The sequence below is a fragment of the Actinorectispora metalli genome, from assembly GCF_056323685.1.
On the sequence record NZ_JBREYE010000001.1, the window covers coordinates 3,047,629 to 3,068,125 of the forward strand.

The following is a 20,497-nucleotide window of genomic DNA, read 5'->3' on the forward strand; positions in this document are numbered from 1 at the left end:
CTCAGGACTTCTCGATCAGCCCACGCAGCAACTCGCCGAGCGCGGCGGCGCTGGCGGCGCCCGCGGCGAGCACCTCCTCGTGGTTGAGCGGCTCACCGGTCATGCCCGCGGCCAGGTTGGTGACCATGGACAGCCCGAACACCTCGGCCCCCGCCGCGCGGGCCGCGATGGCCTCCAGCACGGTGGACATGCCCACCAGGTCCGCGCCCATCGTGCGCAGCATGCGGATCTCCGCGGGCGTCTCGAAGTGCGGCCCCGGCAGGCCCGCGTAGACGCCTTCCTCCAACGTCGGGTCGAGTTGCCGGGCCAGACCGCGCAGCCGCGGGGAGTACAGGTCGGTGAGGTCCACGAACCGCGCGCCCACCAGCGGCGACTTGGCGGTCAGGTTGAGGTGGTCGCTGATCAGCACCGGCTGCCCGATCTGCATGCCCTCGCGCAGGCCGCCCGCGGCGTTGGTCAGCAGCACGGTGTGGCAGCCCGCGGCCGTCGCGGTGCGGACCCCGTGCGCCACCTGCGCCACGCCGTGGCCCTCATATCCGTGGGTGCGGCCCAGCATCACCAGCACCGCCTTGCCGCCGATGCGCAGCGACCGGACGGTCCCGCCGTGGCCCGCGGCGGTGGGCGGAGCGAAGCCGCGCAGTTCGGCCATCGGCACCTCGGCCAGCGGCTCGCCCAGCGCGTCCGCGGCGGGCAGCCAGCCGGAGCCGAGCACCACGGCCAACTCGTGGTGGGCGGCGCCGGTCCGTTCGGCCAGCGATGCGGCGGCCGCGCTCGCGGTGGCGGCGGGATCGGCGGGCACCCGGCCCGCCGGATCGAGCAACGCCGGGGCGGGGGTGTCGTTCACGGTCACGACGGAAAGCCTAGGCGCTCGGGTGCGGTATCCGCACCGGATCAGTCGGAGAGGATCAGGCTGTCGGCCATCGGGTTGAACAGCTGGGTGCGGCCCGCCTTCTCCTGATCGCTCGGCACCGTCACCCGCATCACCCACAGGTCCTGGTTGTGCGGGATCAACCAGGCATAGGTGGTGCGCGGCGCCTGAGCCTCGGCGCTGTGCACCTCGCCCGCCGACTTGGGCACCTGCGTGACCACGGTGCGGTAGGTGATCTCCTGCGGCTCCTCCGGACCCTGGCGGGGCAGGTTCGGCAGCGCCACCGGCTTCTCGGCGAAGAACCCGCCCGTCTGGGCGGCCAGCTGGGGGAGCACCTTGAGGTAGGCCGCCAGCCGGTACTGCGGGTAGAAGTCGGCGAACCGCTCGACGGTGAGCAGCCTGCTGCCCTCGGGGGAGACGTACTGCATCAGCGTGCTCGCGCCCACGGGCGACTCCGGCCGCTGCTCGCGGAAGGTCTCCCAGTTGGCGGGCACGTTCACCGTGTACCGGCCGCCCGGTGCGTCCGGCGCGATCGTGGCCACGTCGCTGCGCGACTCCATCGGCGCGGGCGCGTCGGGCCCCGAGCCGGGCGCGGAGGCGTCCACCGTGGGCAGCAACGGCATACCGACGATCATCCTGGTCATCGCGAACCCGGCGAAGGACGCGGCGATGAAGGCCAGCACCGCCAACACGATGAGGATGGTGTTGACCAGCGGCGACCGCCGTTTGCGCACCGGAGGAGGCGGCAGCGGCGGCGGCATCGGGGGCGCGCTCGGCCGGGACTGTGCCCGGGGTCCCGTCGTGAACGGCAGCGGCCCAGGGTCGGCGGCCAGCGGCGTGGAGTCCGCCGCGGCGGGCGGCTTCGGCTCCCGGCCGTGGGTGAGCAGCGCGTCCCCGGCCGTGACCGGCTTGCGGATCATGCCGCGCAGGGTGGGGCTGTTGTCGGCGACCGGCGCGAAGATCTTGCTGCTCGCGTCCGGAACCAGCGGTCGCAGCCGCCGCCGCGCCTCGTCCAGCGGCATCCGCCGGGCCGGGTCCTTGACCATCAGCCCGGCGATGATCGGCCCCAGCGGACCGGCCCCGCCGGGAGTCGGCACGGGACCGCGCACCACCTGGCTCACGGTCTCCAGCGGATCGCCGTCGGCGTCATAGGGCGGCCTGCCCTCCACCGCGGCGAACAGCGTGGCGCCAAGGCCCCAGGCATCCGCCGCGGGCGTGACCCCGCGCCCGGAGGCGACCTCCGGCGCGATGAACGCGGGCGATCCGACCATCAGCCCGGTGCCGGTCAGCGTGAGCTCGGAGACGTTGCGGGCGATGCCGAAGTCGGTGAGCTTGATCCGCCCGTCCGGTGCGACCAACACGTTCCCCGGCTTGACGTCCCGGTGCGTGATGCCCGCCCGGTGCGCCGCCTGCAGCGCCGAGGCCACCGCGTGCCCGATGGTCGCGGCCTGCGCCACGGTCAGCGTGCCCTGCTCGCGCAGCACGTTGGCCAGGCTGCGGGCGGGCATGAGTTCCATGACCACGAACGGGTCGCCGCCCTGGCGGGCCACGTCGAACAGGGTGATCACGTTGGGGTGGGAGAGAACCGCGATGGACCGCGCCTCGCGCATCGTGCGCTCGCGGATGATGTCGGCCTCCTGCCTGGGCAGGCCGGGCGGCAGCAGCACCTCCTTGACCGCGACCGAACGCCCCAGCATCTCGTCGTAGCCCGCCCACACGGTGCCCATGGAGCCGCGGCCCAGCACGCGGTCCAGCCGGTACCGCCCGGCGATGACCCGCGGCGGTCCGGATGGCTCGCTGTTCTGTTCCGCCGCCGTATGCGGCCCGACCGGCTTGGCGAACTTCCTGGTCAGCGGCTCCGACTCGGCAGGCACCGGCTTGTCGAACTTCGTAGTCCGCGGCCCGTCGTCCGATTCCGGGGAGGCGGCCTCCGGTGTCTGCTTGTCACCGGGCTTGCCGAGTTCCGCGGTCTCCGGCTCCTCGGTGTTTTCCGGGGGCACCGGCTTGGCGAACTTCTTGGTCCGCGGCTCACCGTCGGGGTTCGCCTGCTGCGGCTTGTCGAACCTGGCAGTTCGCGGCTCGTCGGGCTCCGCGTGCTCGGCCGGGACCGGCCTGTCGAATGTGGTGGTGTGCGGCTCATCCGGCTCCGCCTGCTCTCGCCGGCTGGGCTGGTCTGGTGTGTCTGCCTGCGAGTCGTCGTCGGGTTCCGCCGCCTGTTCCGTCTTCTCTGGTGCGGCGGGCTTGTCGACCACGGCGGCCCGTGGCTCGTCGGATTGCGCCTGCCCCTCGTCGGGTGTGCCGGTCCGCGGCTCGGCATCCGAGTCCGCCGCCTGTGCCGGTGGGGCGGCCTGGTCGGACTCGTCAGCTGCCGTCGGCGCGTCCGATTCCGCTGTGGCCGTGTCCGGTCCGACCTCCTCGGTCTGCTTCGCCTCGCCCCGCGGTTCCGGCTCGCCCTGTCGAGCGGTCTCCCGCTCCGCGATGGACGCCGCGTCCGACTCGGATGGCTCCGCCTGCTGCTCGGCCGCGTCGTCGGCAGGCTCGTCGGTGACGGCGTTGTCCGAGGTCCGCGCCGTCTGTCCCGGTTCGGCCGGGTGTTCCGCGGCAGGTTCCGACTCGACCGCGGGTTGCTCCGACGGATCGGCCGCGGTCATCGGCTGCTCATCCGGACGCTGCGAACGCGTAGAGGACACCGGCACATTGTCCACCCGCGGGGTTATGTGAACGAAGTCTCCTTCCTCTAGCTAGATCACCACGAGGGGGTGACCTCGTTGGGTGTAACGGGGCACACTTAACCAGGAGAGTCGCTACCGACTGTCGATGGTTGTCCTCCGGAGTGTGTCAATCGGAGGCGTTGGCGAGGAGAAAGCGGATGGTGCGCATGACGCGAGTCGCTGTGGTGGCCGTGATAGCCCTCTTCGGGTTATTGCCGCTGCTCGGGCTCGTGCCATCGGCCCACGCCCAGCCCGTCGCCCCCGCGGCTGTGGTCCAGTGCGACGGCTGCGCCGCCCCGGAGATCCTCGCGGCCGGTCCCAAGCTGCCGCTGGATCAGCCCGATCCCGACAGCGGCCGCAAGACCACCATCGCCGTGATCGCCGCCGTACTGCTCGGCTTGGTCTACCTCGGCAGGCGGCTCCGGAAGAAGGGCTGACCCTCGGCTGGGTTGCCCGCCCGCACCCGAGGTGAGTTCATCGGTCGGCCGACTACTGCCCGGGTGATACCTGATCAGCCGTTCGGCGACGCTCACGACCGGACATCCAGTTCACTGTCGATCTCCGTGCACTGGCAAGGAAGCTATGGGGCAGGATGTAATGACATATGGACGTCAGCGTTGGCAATCGACCAAACGAAGTGTGCCGCTCGGTGCTGGAGCGGCACGCTGAGTCACTGACGGCCCTGTCCAGAAGCATCCACGCCGAGCCGGAACTCGCCTTTATGGAGTATCGAAGCGCCGAAAAGGTGGCTTCGTTCGCAGAGCGTGAGGGTTTCTCGGTTGACCGGGGCGTTGCGGGCTTGGACACTGCGTTCACTGCGACCTACGGCAGTGGTGAGCTCACCATCGGCCTCTGCGCCGAGTACGACGCGTTGCCCGAAGTGGGACACGCCTGCGGCCACAACGTGATTGCGGCCGCCGCGGCCGGTGCTGCGCTCGCCTTGCGGGAGGTGGCCGATGCTGTGGGGGTGCGCGTCAAGCTGATCGGCACGCCCGCGGAGGAAAGCGGTGGCGGCAAGGTGCTCATGTTGGAACGCGGCATCTTCGACGACGTGGCGATGGCACTGATGGTGCATCCCGCGCCCACCGAGGTATGCGCACCGACATCCCTGGCTATCACTGATCTAGAGGTGCGTTACACGGGCAAGGCCTCGCATGCCGCCGCCGCCCCGGAACGAGGCGTCAATGCGGCAGACGCGCTGACAATTGCGCAGGTAGCGATAGGTCTGGCCCGACAGCACCTCGAACACAACCAAATGGTTCACGGTATCGTTACCCACGGCGGGGCCGCGCCCAACATCGTGCCCGCCGATACAAGGGGGGCTTTCTACCTCCGGGCCGCGAACCTCGAATCGCTGGAGAGCCTGGAGCGGAAGATCAGGGGATGCTTCGAAGCCGGTGCCATCGCGACCGGCTGTGCCCACGAGGTCGTCGAGGTGTCGCCGATATACACGGAGCTGAGCCCGGATCCCTGGCTGGCGGACACATATCGCCAGGTGGTGACCGGACTAGGGCGTAATCCGATCAGCACTCAAGAGGAACAGGGTTGGATTGCAGGCAGTACCGACATGGGCAATGTGACACGGGCCCTGCCGGCGATCCATCCGACCATTGCAATTGACTGCGGAGACGCGGTGAACCACCAACCGGAGTTCGCAGCGGCCTGCGCCACGGCGTCGGCCGACAGAGCGGTACTCGATGGTGCGCTGGCAATGGCGTTGACGGCGATTGCGGCTGCCGTCGACGACGCCCAGCGAGCCAGGTTGTTGGCGGCTGCCGCCCGTCGAACCGCCGTGTCAGCCGCGGCAGGAGGTGCGGCGTGACTGTGCTCGACTCACGCCACGATACGCAGGCCGATCCCGACGATCCCTTCCCCGGCGGCCGGTCCGACCGGCTTGGCAGGCTCATCGCCCCGCCCGAGGGGGTCGCGATCAGCCCGCTCGACCGGGCCCCGGTTGCCGGGACCGCCTTCACCATGTCCACTGTGGAGGATATGGGCGCTGGGCTCGGACCGTCGTGGCTGGACGCGTGGCTGGCAGGCCATCTGTCCGACGTGGTCTCCTGGCGACGGCACATCCACGCGAACCCGGAGCTTTCGCACCAGGAGTTCGCCACCACCGAGCTGATCGTCTCGACCCTCACCGAGGCGGGCCTACGCCCCAGGGTGCTGCCCGGCGGCACCGGCGTGCTCTGCGACATCGGCACCGGCCAGCGCTGCGTCGCGCTGCGCGGTGACCTCGACGCGCTGCCGCTGCCGGAGCGTTCCGGCCTCCCGTTCGCGTCCAAGGTGGACGGTGTGGCGCATGCCTGCGGCCACGACGCGCACACCACGGTGGTGCTCGGCGCGGGCCTCGCGCTGGCCACGGTGGCCGACACCCTGCCCGGCCGCGTCCGGCTGGTCTTCCAGCCCGCCGAGGAGGCCATGCCCGGCGGCGCGCTGGACGTGTTGGCCGCGGGCGGTCTCGACGGGGTGGAGCGGATCTTCGGCCTGCACTGCGACCCGCGGCTGCCCGTTGGCCGCGTCGGCACCAGGATCGGCGCGATCACCTCCGCCGCCGACATGATCGAGATCCGGCTGACCTCGCCCGGCGGGCACACCTCCCGCCCGCACCTGACCGCCGACCTGGTCAACGCCCTGGGCACCGTGATCACAGGTCTGCCGCTGCTGCTGTCCCGCCGCGTCGACCCGCGAACCGGCACCGTGCTGGTGTGGGGCGCGGTGCACGCGGGCGATGCCTCCAACGCCATCCCGCAGGACGGCGTGCTGCGCGGCACCCTGCGCACCGGCGACCGCGACACCTGGGCCGAGCTGGAACCGCTGATCAAGGATCTGGTCACCGCCCTGCTCGCCCCCACCGGCGTCGGTTTCGACCTGCACCACCAGCGCGGCGTGCCGCCGGTGGTCAACGAGCGTGACAGCACCTGGCTGCTGCGCAGCGGCGTCGTCGCCGCCCTCGGCGAGGACGCACTGGCGGGCACCGAGCAGTCCTCCGGCGGCGAGGACTTCGGCTGGTACCTCGAACACGTCCCCGGCGCCTTCGGCCGCTTGGGCGTGTGGCCTGGTCAAGGCCCCAAGCGCGACCTCCACCAGCCCACCTTCGAACTGGACGAGCGCGCCCTCCCGGTGGGCATCCGCGTCATGGTCCACGCCGCCCTGGCCTCACTGGCGAGCTGACGTCCTCCCCAGGGCACACCGCCCTGGGGAGCTCGTGGAATCCACGCGGGCCGCGGCCCGACGTGCCGAGCACGGTCGAGAATCCGGCCGCGACTCCCCATGCCGACGACGCCGCGGTCGCTGAAGGCGCTGTGCGGCGTGGCTCGTCTGCGGTTCCGCATTACCACAACTCGCCCCGCCATCATTTCCCACGACGCAGTTTTTGGGCGTGTTGTCCACAGGCGCCCCGCCGATCCACAGATTCACCAACGGCGCCCCCACACCCCGCCGACCCCCGGCATCGTGGACCACATGACAGCGATCTCCCATCCCGCCAAGACCCGGCGACAAGCCGCCACCGACATGGGCGAACACGCCCTGCGCGCAGCACTCCGCGCAGGCCACCTGGTCCAGCCATGGCGAGGCGTGGTGATACCGGCCGACGCCGCGTTGGACCCACGCACCCGCTTCGCCGCGGCCCTGCTCACCGTGAGCCCCGACGCGGCACTCTGCGGCACCAGCGCCCTCACCCTCTACGGCTGCGACGCGATCACCGACCTGGTGGTCGAGATCGCCCTGCGCAGCCCACCCTGGACCCGCAGCAGACCAGGCCTGCGCACCACCCGCCTGCCCTTCACCGACGACGACATCACCGACCTGGCAGGCCTGCCCGTCCTGGCCCTGGACCTCACCCTGTGCGAATTCATGTCCACCGCCTGCCGCAGAGACGCCTTCATCGCCGCCGACCAAGCCCTGAGCCTGCTCCCCGAATCCCGCCGCGACGAACTCCGCACCGCCATCAACACCCGCCTGTCGGCCCGCCACGACCCCCGCGACACCAGACAGGCCGCCACCCTGCTCGACCTGGCCACGGGCCAAGCCGAATCCCCACGCGAAAGCTGGCTCCGCCTGATCATCGCCGACGCAGGCCTACCCCTACCCACCCAGCAATTCCGCATCCACACCCACGACGACAAGGAGATCTACCGCCTGGACGCCGCCTGGGAACACGCCCGACTAGCCATCGAATACGACGGCTACGCCACCCACTGCGACCGCCTCGACCAAGACAAGGCCCGAGACGACGACCTATCCCGCCGAGGCTGGCAAGTCCTCCACTTCACCGCCACCGACTTCCGCCACCCAGCCCGCATGATCGCCGAAATCCGCACCGCCCTCACATCTCGAGGCATAGCCGCCTGACCAACCAACCCAACCGACCGCACCCAAGCCCGGCACACGCCCCGGCCTGATCAGCCCAGCGTGTGCCGGCAGCAACCCAGCCAGTCCCACCGACACCCAACCAACGCACGGTGTCTCATACGGCGGTGTCTCATACGACCGCCTCACTCAGCACGCCCAATTCCAACCACGCGCAATTCCAGCACCGGGAACCACGAAAAAGGGGGAGGGGGGAGGGGAGGGGCGGGGGGGGGAGCCCCCCAGGTTCGCCAGACCGAACTGCAAGGGGCGGGAGGTTTCTCGCTGTGTTCCCCCAGGGCGGCGTGTTGTCGACCTAGGGCGTCATGGTGTTGCCCTGGGGGCGCATGGTGTGGGGTTGGGGAGGTTAGGGGCCGATGCGGCGGCAGGGGCGGGTGCGGAGGTCGTTGACGTAGTCGGCGGGGGCGCCCGCGGCTTCGGCGGCGTCGGCGACCACGCCGACGTATCTGGCGCTGGGGAGGCCGCCCTCATAGGCGTCCAGGACGTAGAGCCAGGCCAGTACGGAGCCTTCGAGGGTTTGCACCCGGAGGCGGATCTTTTTGTACAGGCCCAGCTCGGCGCCTTCCCAGCGGTCGAGGCGGGCCTCGTCGAGTGGGCTGACGTCGTAGAGGACGACGAAGACCTGGCGGCCGGGTTCCTCGACGATGGTGGTGAGGGCGCCCTCCCAGCCGAGGTCCTCGCCGCCGAAGGTCAACCGCCAGTTGACGAGCCAGCCGGTTCCCGCCATCGGGGAACAGGGGGCTCGCTCCTTCATCTGCGCTGGATCCATGTTGGAGCCGTAGGCGGCGTAGAGCGGCACGACCGACAGCCTAGCGACCGACGGCTCACTCGATGGGGCGCACGCGCCATCTGCGGCCCAACCCACGGCGGGCAGCCACCCGATCCGGTCGCATCCGTCACCACGTACGGTAGGAGCGACAGGCGTCGGCGCACCACAGACTGCCGTTTCACCCACCACCGCCCGACGACCCGAAGCAGTGTCGGAGGAGGACACGCGTGACCCGCATTGTGATCATGGGCGGCGGACCAGCCGGATATGAGGCCGCTCTGGTGGCGGCCCAGCACGGGGCGGACGTCACCGTCATCGAGCGGGAGGGCCTCGGCGGCGCCTGCGTGCTGTACGACTGCGTGCCGTCCAAGACCTTCATCGCCTCCTCGGGTGCTCGCGCCGCCTTTCGCAGCGCCGGTGAGCTGGGCATCAAGGCCCAGGCCGACGGCGGGATGGACGTGCCGGTGGTGCACGGCAGGGTCAAGGGGCTGGCGCTGGCGCAGTCCGCCGACGTGCGTGCCCGGTTGCAGCGCGAGGGCGTGCGGCTGATCGCCGGGACGGCCGCATTCTGCACCGACGACCTCGGCGTGGCGCTGCACAACGTGGCGGTGGAGACCACCGACGGCAAGACCGAGGTGCTGCCCGCGGACGTGGTGCTGATCGCCACCGGCGCGACTCCGCGCATCCTTCCCGGCGCCCAGCCCGACGGCGAGCGCATCCTGACCTGGCGGCAGATCTACGACCTCCCTCGGCTGCCCGAGCACCTCGCGGTGATCGGCTCCGGTGTCACCGGTGCCGAGTTCGCCTCCGCCTACACCGAGATGGGCGTGAAGGTCACCGTCGTGTCCAGCCGCGACCGCATCCTGCCGCACGAGGACGCCGACGCGGCCGCCGTGCTGGAGGAGGTCTACGCCGACCGCGGCACCACGGTGGTCAAGCACGCCAGGGCGGAGAAGGTCGAGCGCACCGCCGACGGTGTGCTGATCGCGCTGGCCGACGGCAGGACCATCGAGGCCAGTCACGCGCTGCTCACGGTCGGGTCGGTGCCCAACACCCAGGACATCGGCCTGGAGAAGGTCGGCATCGAGCCCGGCCCCGGTGGGTTCATCCCGGTGGACCGCGTCTCGCGCACCAAGACGGCAGGCATCTACGCGGCGGGCGACTGCACCGGTGTCCTGATGCTGGCCTCGGTCGCGGCCATGCAGGGCCGGATCGCGATGTGGCACGCGCTCGGCGAGGGCGTCAACCCGATCAAGCTCAAGACCGTGGCCGCCAACGTGTTCACCCACCCGGAGATCGCCAACGTCGGCATCAGCCAGCAGGCCATCGACTCCGGCGAAGTACCCGCCCGCACCGTGATGCTGCCGCTGGCCACCAACGCCAGGTCCAAGATGGAGGGCCTGCGGCGCGGCTTCGTAAAGCTGTTCTGCCGCCCGGCAACCGGCGTGGTGATCGGCGGTGTGGTGGTCGCCCCCAGCGCCAGCGAGCTCATCCTGCCCATCGCGGTGGCCGTGCAGAACCAGCTGACCGTGGAGCACATCGCCTACACGTTCTCGGTCTACCCGTCGCTGTCCGGCTCGATCACCGAGGCCGCCCGCCAGCTCATGCGACACGACGACCTGGATTAGCCGGCTATTGCGAAGTAACGTATTCTTACTCCCAGTCCAAGTTGGACAGCGCTCGGTAAGCATGCATATTGCGCTTATTCCAGTTTGGTCTCGATAGCGCCAAGGCAATTGCATCCTTCGGCCTAGTTGCTTTTGGGCCGCCGATGCGCGACTATGGGATAGCGGCGGCTTTGAGCCGCTGGCCAGCGAAGATGGCATCAAATATCGCTGCGGACCGGCTGGGTGTTACACCCTTTCGTGGTGCGAATCATCACCCTCAACTGATTTCCGGTCATCGTGATTTTCAGGCAACCTATAGCCATACTTCGCGTCTTGTCGAAGAGATATAGCTTAGGAGCGCCGGTGTTCCGCCGGTGCCTGAACGAAGAAACTGGGGTTACCAGTGAAGAAGTCTTTGGGGATTTCCTTCGGTGCGGTGCTGGCAAGCGCCGCGCTGACCGCGATGACCGTGCTGCCCGCGCTGGCGGAGGAGACCACAGCTCCCACCACCACGCCGGAGGTCACCACCACCGCCCCGACCAGCAGCCCGGAGCCCACCACCACGGCCCCGACCACCCCGCCCTCGAGCACCAGCTCGGCTCCGACGAGCACCAGCAAGCCGAGCGAGCCGACCTCCTCGCCGACCTCCACCAGCAAGCCGGGCGAGCCCGCCCCTGGTGATGAGGAGGCCGCGGTCGAGGGTGCGGTCGTCACCATCGAAGGCGACGAGTACGCAGTTGTCGGCGCGTACTGCGTCGGCGGAGACCTTGGTGACGTGCAGGGCGACATCATCGCCGGTCAGGGTGAGCTGCCCTGGCTCCAGAGCGATGAGAACCCGAACGCCTACGGCACCGACGTCGAGCTGAAGCAGGGCCTCAAGCCGGGCACCTACCCGATCTCGGTCACCTGCAACGGCAAGACCGTGAACGGTTTCTTCTACCTCGAGGGCAAGTCGCCTGCCCCCGGCAAGGGCAACCTCAAGCCGGAGGACCTGAAGAAGCGTCAGGTCGCGATCAAGCCCAAGGGTGGCGTCGAGACCGGTGTCGGCGGCACCGCCCAGGCCTGAACGGGTCGGGTAGATGCGTAAGTTCGCAGGTTGGGGTGGCCGCCTCGCGGTGGCCACCCTGGCCCTTTCGCTGAGTGTGCTCGCAGGATGCGGCGGTGGCGACTCCGCGTCGCAGCCTGGGCCGACCAGCCAGAGCAGTGTCTCCCAGACCGCGGGCGTTCCGGTTGAAGTCCGAGTGCCGAAGATCGACGCCAAGTCCAGCCTGGTGGCTGTCGGGCTGAACAAGGACCGCACGATGGAGGTTCCGCCTGCCAGCGCGCCGATGCAGGCGGCCTGGTACAAGCTCGGCCCGGTGCCGGGCAAGGCGGGCCCGGCGGTCATCCTGGGGCACGTGGACGGCGACAAGAAGCCGGGCATCTTCTTCAAGCTGCACGAACTCGCCGAGGGCGACGAGATCTTCGTGAAGAACGGTGACGGTAAAGAGCTCAAGTTCGTCGCCTACCGCAAGCAGCAGGTGCCCAAGGAGCAGTTCCCGAGCGATGACGTCTACTCGGACGTGCCGAGCCCGGAGCTGCGGTTGATCACGTGTGGCGGCGTGTTCGACAAGGCTGCCCACAGCTACAAGGACAACGTGATCGTCTTCGCCAAGCTGGCCGCATAGGCAGAGTGAGATGTGCGTACGGGGCGGACCTGGTTGTCCGCCCCGTTTCGTGTGCTGAGCCGATGAGCACGAGTTGCGAATGCTCGCTGTTCCGCGCCCGACGTCCCACCGCTCGATCGACGACGGGCGCCGCTCTACCAGCGACACTGTGGGGCGTCATCCGACCATCGGAACCCCGCGCTGAGATCGACGTCTGCTTCGACTACAGGGCCGGTGGGCTCGCCGCCGTCCCGCTTGCCGCCGAGGCGAACCGGCTCGACTTGCTGCGGCACATGCCGGATCGGCGGATCAGTCCTCGACCCAGTCGAAGGTTCGCGTGACGGCCTTCTGCCACATGGCGTACTGCTTCTCCCGGACCTCGGCGTCCATCTCGGGCTCCCACACCTTGTCCTGGGCCCAGTTGTCCCGGATGTCCTGCTCACCCTTCCAGAATCCGACCGCCAGCCCGGCCGCGTAGGCCGCTCCCAGCGCGGTGGTCTCGTTGACCACCGGCCGGATCACCGGGACGCCGAGGATGTCGGCCTGGAACTGCATGAGCAGGTCGTTGACGACCATGCCGCCGTCGACCTTCAGCGAACGCAGCGGCACGCCGGAGTCGGCGTTCATCGCGTCGATGACCTCCCGGCTCTGGAACGCCGTCGCCTCCAGCACCGCGCGGGCCAGGTGGCCCTTGTTGATGAAGCGGGTCAGGCCGACGATCGCGCCGCGGGCGTCGGAGCGCCAGTGCGGGGCGAACAGGCCGGAGAAGGCGGGCACGAAGTAGCAGCCGCCGTTGTCCTCCACGCTGCGGGCGTCCCGCTCGATGTCGGCGGCCGAGGAGATCATGCCCAGGTTGTCCCGGATCCACTGCACCAGCGAGCCGGTCACCGCGATGGAGCCTTCCAACGCGTACACCGGGGCGTTGGAGCCGATCTGGTAGCAGACGGTGGTGAGCAGGCCGTTGTTGCTCATCACCTTCTCGGAACCCGTGTTGAGCAGCACGAAGTTGCCGGTGCCGTAGGTGTTCTTGGCCTCGCCCACCGCCAGGCATGCCTGGCCGAAGGTGGCGGCCTGCTGGTCGCCGAGGATGCCGCTGATCGGAACACCCGCCAGCGGACCGCGCTCGCGCACCTTGCCGTACTCCTCGGAGGAGGAGCGGATCTCGGGCAGCATCGCCATCGGCACCCCGATCTCGGCGCACAGCTCGGCGTCCCAGCTCAGCGTGTCGAGGTCCATCAGCAGCGTGCGGGAGGCGTTCGTGGGGTCGGTGAGGTGCAGGCCGCCGTCCGGGCCGCCGGTGCAGTTCCACAGCACCCAGCTGTCCATCGTGCCGAAGGCCAGCTCACCGTTCTCGGCGCGCTTGCGGGCGCCGTCGACGTTGTCCAGGATCCAGCGGATCTTGGGTCCGGCGAAGTAGGTCGCCAGCGGCAACCCGGTGCGGGCCCGGTAGCGCTCCTGACCGCCGCCCAGCGCGCCGAGTTCGCGGCAGATCCGGTCGGTGCGGGTGTCCTGCCAGACGATGGCGTTGTGGATCGGCTCACCGGTCTTGCGGTCCCACACCACGGTGGTCTCGCGTTGGTTGGTGATGCCCACCGCGGCGAGGTCGCCCGCGACGAGGTCGTGCTTGGCCAGCGCCCCCGCGCAGACCTGCCGGGTGTTGCGCCAGACCTCGGCAGGGTCGTGTTCAACCCAGCCCGCCTTGGGCATGATCTGACGGTGTTCCCGCTGGTCGACCGAGACGACCTGGCCGGAGTGATCGAAGATCATGCACCGGGTGGAGGTCGTGCCCTGATCGATCGCCGCCACGTAGCGGGACATCTGCGTTGCTCCTTAGTTCGGAAGGACGAGGGAGACCAGGCCTGCGAGTACGCCGCCCGCCAGCGGGCCGAGCACCGGCACCCACGAATATCCCCAATTCGCGGAGCCTTTGCCACGGATAGGCAATATCGCGTAGGCGATGCGGGGGCCGAGATCACGCGCCGGATTGATGGCATATCCCGTCGGCCCGCCGAGTGAGTTGCCAATTCCTACGACCACGAAGGCGACCGCCGCGTATCCCAGTGCGGCATTGCCGAACTGAGGCAGTCCGTCCTTGTCGGGGCCCGCCGCGGGTGAGAGCAGAATCCACAGCACCAGCACGAAGGTGCCGATCACCTCGGTGGTCAGGTTCCAGCCGCGGTGCGGGATGGTCGGGCTGGTTGCGAAGATGCCCAGGGTGTTCTCGGGCTGGTCGTGGGCGTCGAACTGAAGTTTGTAGGTGGCCCAGCACAGTGCGGCGCCCGCGATGCCGCCCAGCAGTTGGGCGATCAGGTAGGCGGGCACGGCGCCCCACCCGAGCTTGCCCGCGACCGCGAGTCCGATGGTCACGGCGGGATTGATATGCGCCCCAGTGGGTTCGGCGAGGCTCGCCGCAGTGAACACCGCGAAACCCCAACCGAAGTTGATCAACAACCAGCCGCCGGCATTGCCGAGGGTGTTTTTCAGAACCACATTTGCGACGACTCCGCAACCCAGGAGAGTCAGCGCGGCGGTTCCCAGGAATTCCCACAGAAAGATTTCGCCGAAACCCATTGCTCTTCCCCTCCCCAGTGGGGCGCGTTGCGGTTCGAGATGTGTTGGGACATTACTTGGCGCACAATTTCCTGTCTAGACGGTGATCCCGCTAGTAGCGTGGAGACACACCGACGTCGCGAAGGGGGAACGGGTGCCCGAGACCACCGAGACCGCGGTGAGTTCAGCCAGGCTGGGCCCTGCCGAACACGCTCAGGCCTGGACGCGGCTGGCAGCCGAGCAGTTCGACGTGGTGGTCATCGGCGGTGGGGTCACCGGGGCGGGCGCCGCGCTCGACGCCGCCACCAGGGGCCTGCGGGTCGCGTTGGTGGAGGCCCGCGACCTGGCCTCCGGCACGTCCAGCCGCTCCAGCAAGCTCTTCCACGGCGGCCTGCGCTACCTCGAGCAGTTGGAGTTCGGCCTGGTGCGCGAGGCGCTGCGCGAGCGCGAGCTGATGCTCACCCGGCTGGCGCCGCACCTGGTCAAGCCCGTGAGCTTCCTCTACCCGCTCACCCACCGCATGTGGGAGCGCCCGTACACCACCGCGGGCATGCTGATGTACGACACGATGGGCGGCGCGCGCTCGGTGCCGCGGCACCGCCAGCTCACCAGGGCGGGTGCCCTGCGGCTGGTGCCCGCGCTGCGCCGCTCCAGCCTGATCGGCGGCATCCAGTACTTCGACGCCCAGGCCGACGACGCCCGGCACACCATGACGGTGGCCCGCACCGCCGCCCACTACGGCGCCGTGGTCCGCACCTCCACCCAGGTCGTCGGCATGACCCGCGAGGCCGACCGCATCCGCGGGGTCCGGGTACGGGATGTGGAGACGGGTGAGGAGATCGAGGTCGAGGCCCACTCGGTGATCAACTGCACCGGCGTGTGGACCGACGAGCTCCAGCGCCTGTCCGGCAGCCGCGGCCGGTTCCGGGTGCGCGCGAGCAAGGGCGTGCACATCGTGGTGCCCAGGGACCGCATCGTCGCCGAGAGCGGCATCATCCTGCGCACCGAGAAGTCGGTGCTGTTCGTGATCCCGTGGCGCAGCCACTGGATCGTCGGCACCACCGACACGGACTGGAACCTGGACCTGGCGCACCCGGCCGCCACCAAGGCCGACATCGACTACATCCTGGAGCACGTCAACACCGTGCTCGCCACCCCGCTGACCCACGACGACATCGAGGGCGTCTACGCGGGCCTGCGCCCGCTGCTGGCGGGCGAGAGCGACGAGACGTCGAAGCTGTCCCGCGAACACGCGGTCGCCAGGGTCGCCCCGGGCCTGGTCGCCATCGCGGGCGGCAAGTACACGACGTACCGGGTGATGGCGGCGGACGCCATCGAGGCCGCCGCCCCCGACCTGCCCGGCCGCATCGCCCCGTCGATCACCGACCGGGTGCCGCTGCTCGGCGCGGACGGCTACCACGCCCTGGTCAACCAGGCCGACCAGCTGGCCACCCGCTACGGCCTGCACCCCTACCGCGTCCGTCAGCTGCTGGACCGCTACGGCTCGCTCATCCACGAGGTGCTGGCCAACGCCAAGGGCCGCCCCGATTTGCTGCGCCCGATCCCTGGCGCGGCGGACTACCTGATGGTGGACGCTTACCACGCGGTCAGTCACGAAGGCGCGCTGCACCTGGAGGACGTGCTGGCCCGCCGAACCCGCATCTCCATCGAGTACCCGCACCGCGGCCTCGAATCGGCCCAACCGGTGGCGGAGCTGATGGCCGAGGTGCTCGGCTGGTCGGAGGACCAGATCAGGGCCGAAGTACAGACCTATACCGCCCGCGTCGAAGCCGAACGGGCCTCCCAGCTCCAACCCAGCGACGCCGCCGCCGAGGCGGAACGCCTGCTCGCCCCCGAAGTCCGCCCCCACCTGTAACCGCGGCATCCGGCGGTTATGCCCCATTCGCCGGCATAGCCGCTCGCACCCGCCGGCATCAGCCACTCGCACCGCGAGGCGGCACGCCCGGCCACCGCTTTCCAGGCGGCTGAGCGTCGAACTCGCTCATCCCTGTGGGCCCCAGGAGATCCGTCTTCGTACTTCCGCTGCTGCTCGCTTGCTCCCGGAATACACCCCCGCCCGCCCGGGGGGCACGCCCCTGGGCCAGCCTATCGATTTCCGATTCCGGTTTGCGGCGCCAAAGTCGGAACTGTGGATGGCTCACGGCGATGTGGATAACTCGCCCGAACTTCGAGCCACACGCGGAGAAGCGGGTGTGAGGTGTGGTAGAGGGACACCGCGTGTGCGGCGGAGAGAGGAACACTAAGCCCGGGTCTCCGCTTCCGTGAGCAGGTCCTCGACGTGTTGGATGAGGCGGCGGTTGTCGGCCGGGGAGATGGTGCTCCACCAGGCGACGTTGGGGGAGCCGCGGCGTAATTGGAGGTAGCGGCCCGCGGGGGTGTCGAAGAAGCCGATCACGTGGTTGGGCCGGTGGCGGCGGCCCCAGCTGTCCTTGGTGGCGGCGCCGAACTGACCGCGGTGGTGGGCGTCCTTGCTCATGGCCACGATGGTGGCGGCGTCCTCGCCGCGGACTCCCCTGGCGCACAACGCGCTGTGGAACGACTGCGGGTTGTCGGCCGCGGCCGACGCCGCGGCGTCGAGGTCGTCACTGGGCAGCGTCACCGAATGGCCGGGGCCCGCAGGCAGCGGCGGCAGCATGCTCACCGCCGCGCGCGCCAAGCCGCCCGTGGAGATCTCCTGGAAACTGAGCTGATCATCCAGCTTCGTGACCAACACCGCGGACTCGCCGCTGGCCGCGGCCAGCAGGCGCACCCGGTGACCGAGCCAGAGGCGCGCGTCGACCTCGCGTTGCGGGGCCGCCAGCAGGTGCAGCATGTCCGCCAGCGCCGGGTCGATGCTGGACGGGCGGCCGAGGCCGCGTTGCTCCAGCGCCGACCAGACATCGCGTTCCAGCTGTCGTCGTTCGGTCCAGGTCCGGCCCGGCGACGGCACCTTGATCACCAGCGGCATCTGTTCCAGCCCGAGGTGCTGCCAGAGCACATCGAACTCCAGAGCCGTGACGGCGATGGGCGCCTTGACCTGAGCGTCCATCAGGTTGACCACGTCTGCGCCTCCGCGGCAACCACGTTCATCGCGGCGGGTCCTCACCGAAGACCGCGGGTGCCACGCGGCCGCCGCCGCCCCAGACGTCGTCCTCTTCCACCAGATAGCTGTTGGCGTGCTGGTCCTCGTCGTCGTCCCGCCGCGCGCTCCGCGCCGCGCCCGCCGGGCCCGGTGCGGCGGGCGGCGTGGCGGCGGACTCCGGGCCCGCGGTCGGGGCCGGTCCGCGCTGCGGGTCGTCCAGACCCGCGCTGTGGGTCGGCGGCAGGTTCGACTCGGCGTGTGCGGACACGGCGCCGGGAGTGTCCTGCTCGTCCGAGATCTTCCTGGTGTCACGGGGAGCACCCGGTTTCGCACCCGCCTGGGCGCCCGCCACCGGTGCGGCGCCCGCCGAACCGGTCGGCCTGCCGTCGGCACCCGTCGGGCCTGCCGGCGGGCCGGGGCGTGCCGAGGCGGCTGCCGAGGACGTACCCGCGCCGCCGCCGGAGCCGGGGGAGCCGGGCGAGTTCGGGCCGCCGGTCACCGGGCGCTGGCCGGTGCCCGCGGTGCCGGAGAGCCTGCCGGGTCCGCGGCGGAAACCGCCTCGGGTCAGGCCGGTCGACCGCGGCGCCTGCTGCGGGACCGCGCCCTGGATGGGGCCCTGCACCGCACTCGCGTCACCGCGGACCGATCCCGAGGTCGAGATCACCACGTCCGGCGGCGGGCTGAAGGTGCCGAGGGCGGAGGTGGCGTGGGTGGTGCTGGCCTCGTAGGTGCGCATCACCTCGAAGGCCCGCTGCTCCGCCGCGTTGCTCGCGGCCTCCTCGCGCTCGTAGTCGGTCTGGCCGCCGAACAGGTGCACCAGGCCCGACTCCAGGGCGGAGGGCTCCTCCGCGTTGACCGGCACCGGGGCGGGCATATCCGCTCTGGCCTTGCCGATGTTGTCGGCCTGGGCCTCGGCGCTGTGCTTCATCGCCTCGGCGCTGGCCTGGGCGTCAGCCGCCCACTGGCCCAACGGGGTCAGGCCGCCGCGGGCGGATTCCGCGGCGGCGCCCTCCCAGACCGAACCGGATTCGGTGATGGCGCGGCTCAAGTCGGAGTCGATCTCCGACAGCACGGTGACAAGCTCCGACCACCTCGTCGCCGAGGCAGCGGAGGCCACCGGACCCGGCCCGGCGTGGATCTGCCGGTACAGCTCCTCGTGGTTGTATCCCTGCCAGCGGTGGTCCCCACCCATGATGATCGGCCCCTTCAGCAGTTCGAACCCCACTTGGCCGTGTTGTCGCCCTCGATGTCCCGGTACTGCACCTCGGCACGTTCGAGGGCCTCGGCGGCCGCCTGCAACTGGTCTCGGTAACCCGACAGCGCGGCGAGGGCACCGTCGGTGCCGTCCACGCTGGCCTGGTTGAAGGTGGTGGCAGCTTCGTTGCTGACCGGGTCGCCCGCCCAGGGGCGAATGCGAAGGTCGTTGATCGCGTGTTCGATCTGCTTGCCCAATTGATCGAGCGAGCCGTGAATTGATCTACGCATGCGTGGAATGGCAGCGGGCTCTACGCGGAGGCGTTGTTGCGCGCCTTCGCCGGGCAATCCGCTCGACTGTGGAAATCCGTCTACGGACTGCTGCCCAGGGGTGGTCTCGAACGGCAAGTTGGGCCTCCCCGACTTTGTGGCACATCCGGAGTCACTTTAGCCATAACAGGTCACGCTGGGGAGTGGGAGGTCACCCGTCTGCAGTCAGCCTTTTTCAATGAGCCTGGTCATCGCGGCCTCAGCTAGTCTCTTTGCGCCTGAACACAACTGATCGAGTGGTTTTGCGGGCTGGTTGCCGTCGTCTCGGTACAGCACGTCGAGGAATTGGCCGTCCGCGGTGTCGACCTCCACGTTGCAGTAGGAGTCCGAGGTCTCCGACCGCACGACGAGGGCGGGGAACCCGGCGATCACCACCGGCTCGGCCTGCACCTGCGCCGTCTCGTCCGTCCAGACCTCCATGCCCTGCACGGTGACCAGCGCCAACCGGGCCGCCACCCGCGCTTCGCTGTTGCGCAGGCTGCAGGTCCTGGCGTCGCCGAAGCCTGCTTCGGTGCCCTTCAACGGCGGTCGGTCCATGCCCAGTTGGGCCCGGTCGGCCTTGGGCAGGATCGTGCAGGGCTCGATGCCTTTGAGGGAAATGACCTTCGGTCGGGGCGGCAGCTCAATCGTCGTCGTGGTGGCGGCCGGGGCCGAGGTTGTGGGACTGCCCGCGGTTTCCTGGTTGGGAAAGCTGCACGCGGATGACAATCCGAGCACGGCCGCGAGCGCGAGCACCCGAAAGGCCGGAAACGGACCACGACTCATGCGCACCACGGTAGTGGACCCGGTTTCGGATGAATGCGACAGTGCGGCGTGATCAAGTTCCGGCCTCTTTCACCCAGACCCAGAGATCTTGTTCAATACCGTCCGCAATCATTGCGGCGGGCTCTCTTCCGTCCAGTCGGAATCCGCATTTTTCGGCCACCCGTTTGGAGGCTTGATTCCTTTCCGCATGACGGTAGGTGATCTTTTTCAGGTCCAACCCGTCGAATCCGAACCCCAGCACGACGCGCAGCGCCTCCACCGCCAAGCCCTTGCCGCGGTGGGCGGGCAGCGTCCAGCAGGCCGCTTCGGCGGTGCCCGCGTCCAAGTCCAGGTGCTTGAGTCCGACCTCGCCGAGCAGCGCTCCGGTCAGCGGCTCGGCCACCGCCCAGGAGCAGCGCTGGTCGTCCTGCCACTGCCTGTTCCGGTGCTCGACGTAGCCGCGGGCCTCATCGAGATCGGGTACGGAATACCCGCGGGTCCAGCGCGTGGTCTCCGGATCGGTGAAGCCTTCGACGATCGCGGGGCGGTCGTCGATGCGGTCATCGGCGCGCAGCTGCCGCAGGTAGTACTCACCCGCGTTGATCTCGACCGGATCCATCCG

18 protein-coding genes are annotated in these 20,497 nt (G+C 69.7%); 8 read left to right on the plus strand and 10 right to left on the minus strand.

Annotation, left to right across the window (positions count from 1 at the left end):
* Window position 1: 1 nt before the first annotated feature.
* Together ACU6XJ_RS14310 and ACU6XJ_RS14315 are read right to left on the minus strand one after the other, a co-directional pair.
* Window positions 2-799, minus strand: coding sequence for a purine-nucleoside phosphorylase (locus tag ACU6XJ_RS14310; RefSeq protein ID WP_476314012.1), 798 nt, complete (start codon window positions 797-799; stop codon window positions 2-4).
* A gap of 92 nt (window positions 800-891) precedes the next feature.
* On the minus strand, window positions 892-3,558 hold the full coding sequence (locus tag ACU6XJ_RS14315) for a serine/threonine-protein kinase (RefSeq protein WP_476310949.1): 2,667 nt from the start codon (window positions 3,556-3,558) through the stop codon (window positions 892-894).
* 188 nt (window positions 3,559-3,746) lie between these two features.
* Between ACU6XJ_RS14315 and ACU6XJ_RS14320 the strand changes: the two genes are divergently transcribed.
* The 4 genes from ACU6XJ_RS14320 (at window position 3,747) to ACU6XJ_RS14335 (ending at window position 7,935) form a co-directional block, all read left to right on the plus strand.
* On the plus strand, window positions 3,747-4,016 hold the full coding sequence (locus ACU6XJ_RS14320; protein ID WP_476310952.1) for a hypothetical protein: 270 nt from the start codon (window positions 3,747-3,749) through the stop codon (window positions 4,014-4,016).
* A gap of 167 nt (window positions 4,017-4,183) precedes the next feature.
* The gene (locus ACU6XJ_RS14325; protein ID WP_476310955.1) at window positions 4,184-5,401 is read left to right on the plus strand and encodes a M20 family metallopeptidase; all 1,218 of its coding nucleotides are present in this window, start codon (window positions 4,184-4,186) and stop codon (window positions 5,399-5,401) included.
* A gap of 107 nt (window positions 5,402-5,508) precedes the next feature.
* Window positions 5,509-6,753, plus strand: a complete 1,245-nt coding sequence (locus tag ACU6XJ_RS14330) for a M20 family metallopeptidase (protein ID WP_476314014.1) — start codon at window positions 5,509-5,511, stop codon at window positions 6,751-6,753.
* 291 nt (window positions 6,754-7,044) lie between these two features.
* Window positions 7,045-7,935 (plus strand): DUF559 domain-containing protein, encoded by an 891-nt coding sequence (locus ACU6XJ_RS14335; protein WP_476310958.1) that lies wholly within the window; start codon window positions 7,045-7,047, stop codon window positions 7,933-7,935.
* 364 nt (window positions 7,936-8,299) lie between these two features.
* On the opposite strand, the gene ACU6XJ_RS14340 is transcribed toward ACU6XJ_RS14335, so the two are convergent.
* A complete protein-coding gene (locus tag ACU6XJ_RS14340; RefSeq protein WP_476310961.1) occupies window positions 8,300-8,752 on the minus strand; it encodes a gamma-glutamylcyclotransferase family protein in 453 nt (150 codons plus the stop codon).
* A gap of 197 nt (window positions 8,753-8,949) precedes the next feature.
* Here ACU6XJ_RS14340 and ACU6XJ_RS14345 point away from each other — a divergent pair, with 197 nt between their 5' ends.
* The 3 genes from ACU6XJ_RS14345 to ACU6XJ_RS14355 all read left to right on the plus strand — a co-directional run bounded on the left by ACU6XJ_RS14345 (window position 8,950) and on the right by ACU6XJ_RS14355 (window position 11,996).
* The gene (locus ACU6XJ_RS14345) at window positions 8,950-10,350 is read left to right on the plus strand and encodes an NAD(P)H-quinone dehydrogenase (protein ID WP_476310964.1); all 1,401 of its coding nucleotides are present in this window, start codon (window positions 8,950-8,952) and stop codon (window positions 10,348-10,350) included.
* 382 nt (window positions 10,351-10,732) lie between these two features.
* Complete coding sequence (locus ACU6XJ_RS14350; protein ID WP_476310967.1) at window positions 10,733-11,395, plus strand: hypothetical protein; 663 nt, start codon at window positions 10,733-10,735, stop codon at window positions 11,393-11,395.
* 13 nt (window positions 11,396-11,408) lie between these two features.
* Complete coding sequence (locus ACU6XJ_RS14355) at window positions 11,409-11,996, plus strand: class F sortase (RefSeq protein ID WP_476310969.1); 588 nt, start codon at window positions 11,409-11,411, stop codon at window positions 11,994-11,996.
* 288 nt (window positions 11,997-12,284) lie between these two features.
* On the opposite strand, the gene glpK is transcribed toward ACU6XJ_RS14355, so the two are convergent.
* Both glpK and ACU6XJ_RS14365 read right to left on the minus strand, forming a co-directional pair.
* Window positions 12,285-13,793, minus strand: coding sequence for a glycerol kinase GlpK (glpK, locus tag ACU6XJ_RS14360; RefSeq protein WP_476310972.1), 1,509 nt, complete (start codon window positions 13,791-13,793; stop codon window positions 12,285-12,287).
* A 12-nt stretch (window positions 13,794-13,805) separates the two neighbouring features.
* The gene (locus ACU6XJ_RS14365; RefSeq protein WP_476310975.1) at window positions 13,806-14,546 is read right to left on the minus strand and encodes an MIP/aquaporin family protein; all 741 of its coding nucleotides are present in this window, start codon (window positions 14,544-14,546) and stop codon (window positions 13,806-13,808) included.
* A 133-nt stretch (window positions 14,547-14,679) separates the two neighbouring features.
* On the opposite strand from ACU6XJ_RS14365, the gene ACU6XJ_RS14370 reads away from it, so the two are divergent.
* Window positions 14,680-16,401, plus strand: coding sequence for a glycerol-3-phosphate dehydrogenase/oxidase (locus tag ACU6XJ_RS14370; RefSeq protein WP_476310979.1), 1,722 nt, complete (start codon window positions 14,680-14,682; stop codon window positions 16,399-16,401).
* Window positions 16,402-16,785: 384 nt separating this feature from the next.
* Here ACU6XJ_RS14370 and ACU6XJ_RS14375 read toward each other — a convergent pair whose 3' ends face one another.
* From ACU6XJ_RS14375 to ACU6XJ_RS14395, 5 genes are all read right to left on the minus strand, one after another.
* A complete protein-coding gene (locus ACU6XJ_RS14375; protein WP_476310983.1) occupies window positions 16,786-17,586 on the minus strand; it encodes an ESX secretion-associated protein EspG in 801 nt (266 codons plus the stop codon).
* A gap of 25 nt (window positions 17,587-17,611) precedes the next feature.
* Entirely contained in the window at window positions 17,612-18,832 is a 1,221-nt protein-coding gene (locus ACU6XJ_RS14380; RefSeq protein WP_476310986.1) for a PPE domain-containing protein, read from the minus strand.
* Window positions 18,814-19,092: a hypothetical protein gene (locus ACU6XJ_RS14385; protein WP_476310989.1), complete on the minus strand. Its 279-nt coding sequence runs from the start codon at window positions 19,090-19,092 to the stop codon at window positions 18,814-18,816. Before ACU6XJ_RS14385 ends, ACU6XJ_RS14380 begins: the two co-directional genes overlap by 19 nt.
* A 204-nt stretch (window positions 19,093-19,296) precedes the next feature.
* Window positions 19,297-19,896: a DUF3558 domain-containing protein gene (locus ACU6XJ_RS14390; protein WP_476310992.1), complete on the minus strand. Its 600-nt coding sequence runs from the start codon at window positions 19,894-19,896 to the stop codon at window positions 19,297-19,299.
* A gap of 52 nt (window positions 19,897-19,948) precedes the next feature.
* Entirely contained in the window at window positions 19,949-20,494 is a 546-nt protein-coding gene (locus ACU6XJ_RS14395) for a GNAT family N-acetyltransferase (RefSeq protein ID WP_476310995.1), read from the minus strand.
* Between the last annotated feature and the right edge of the window lie 3 nt (window positions 20,495-20,497).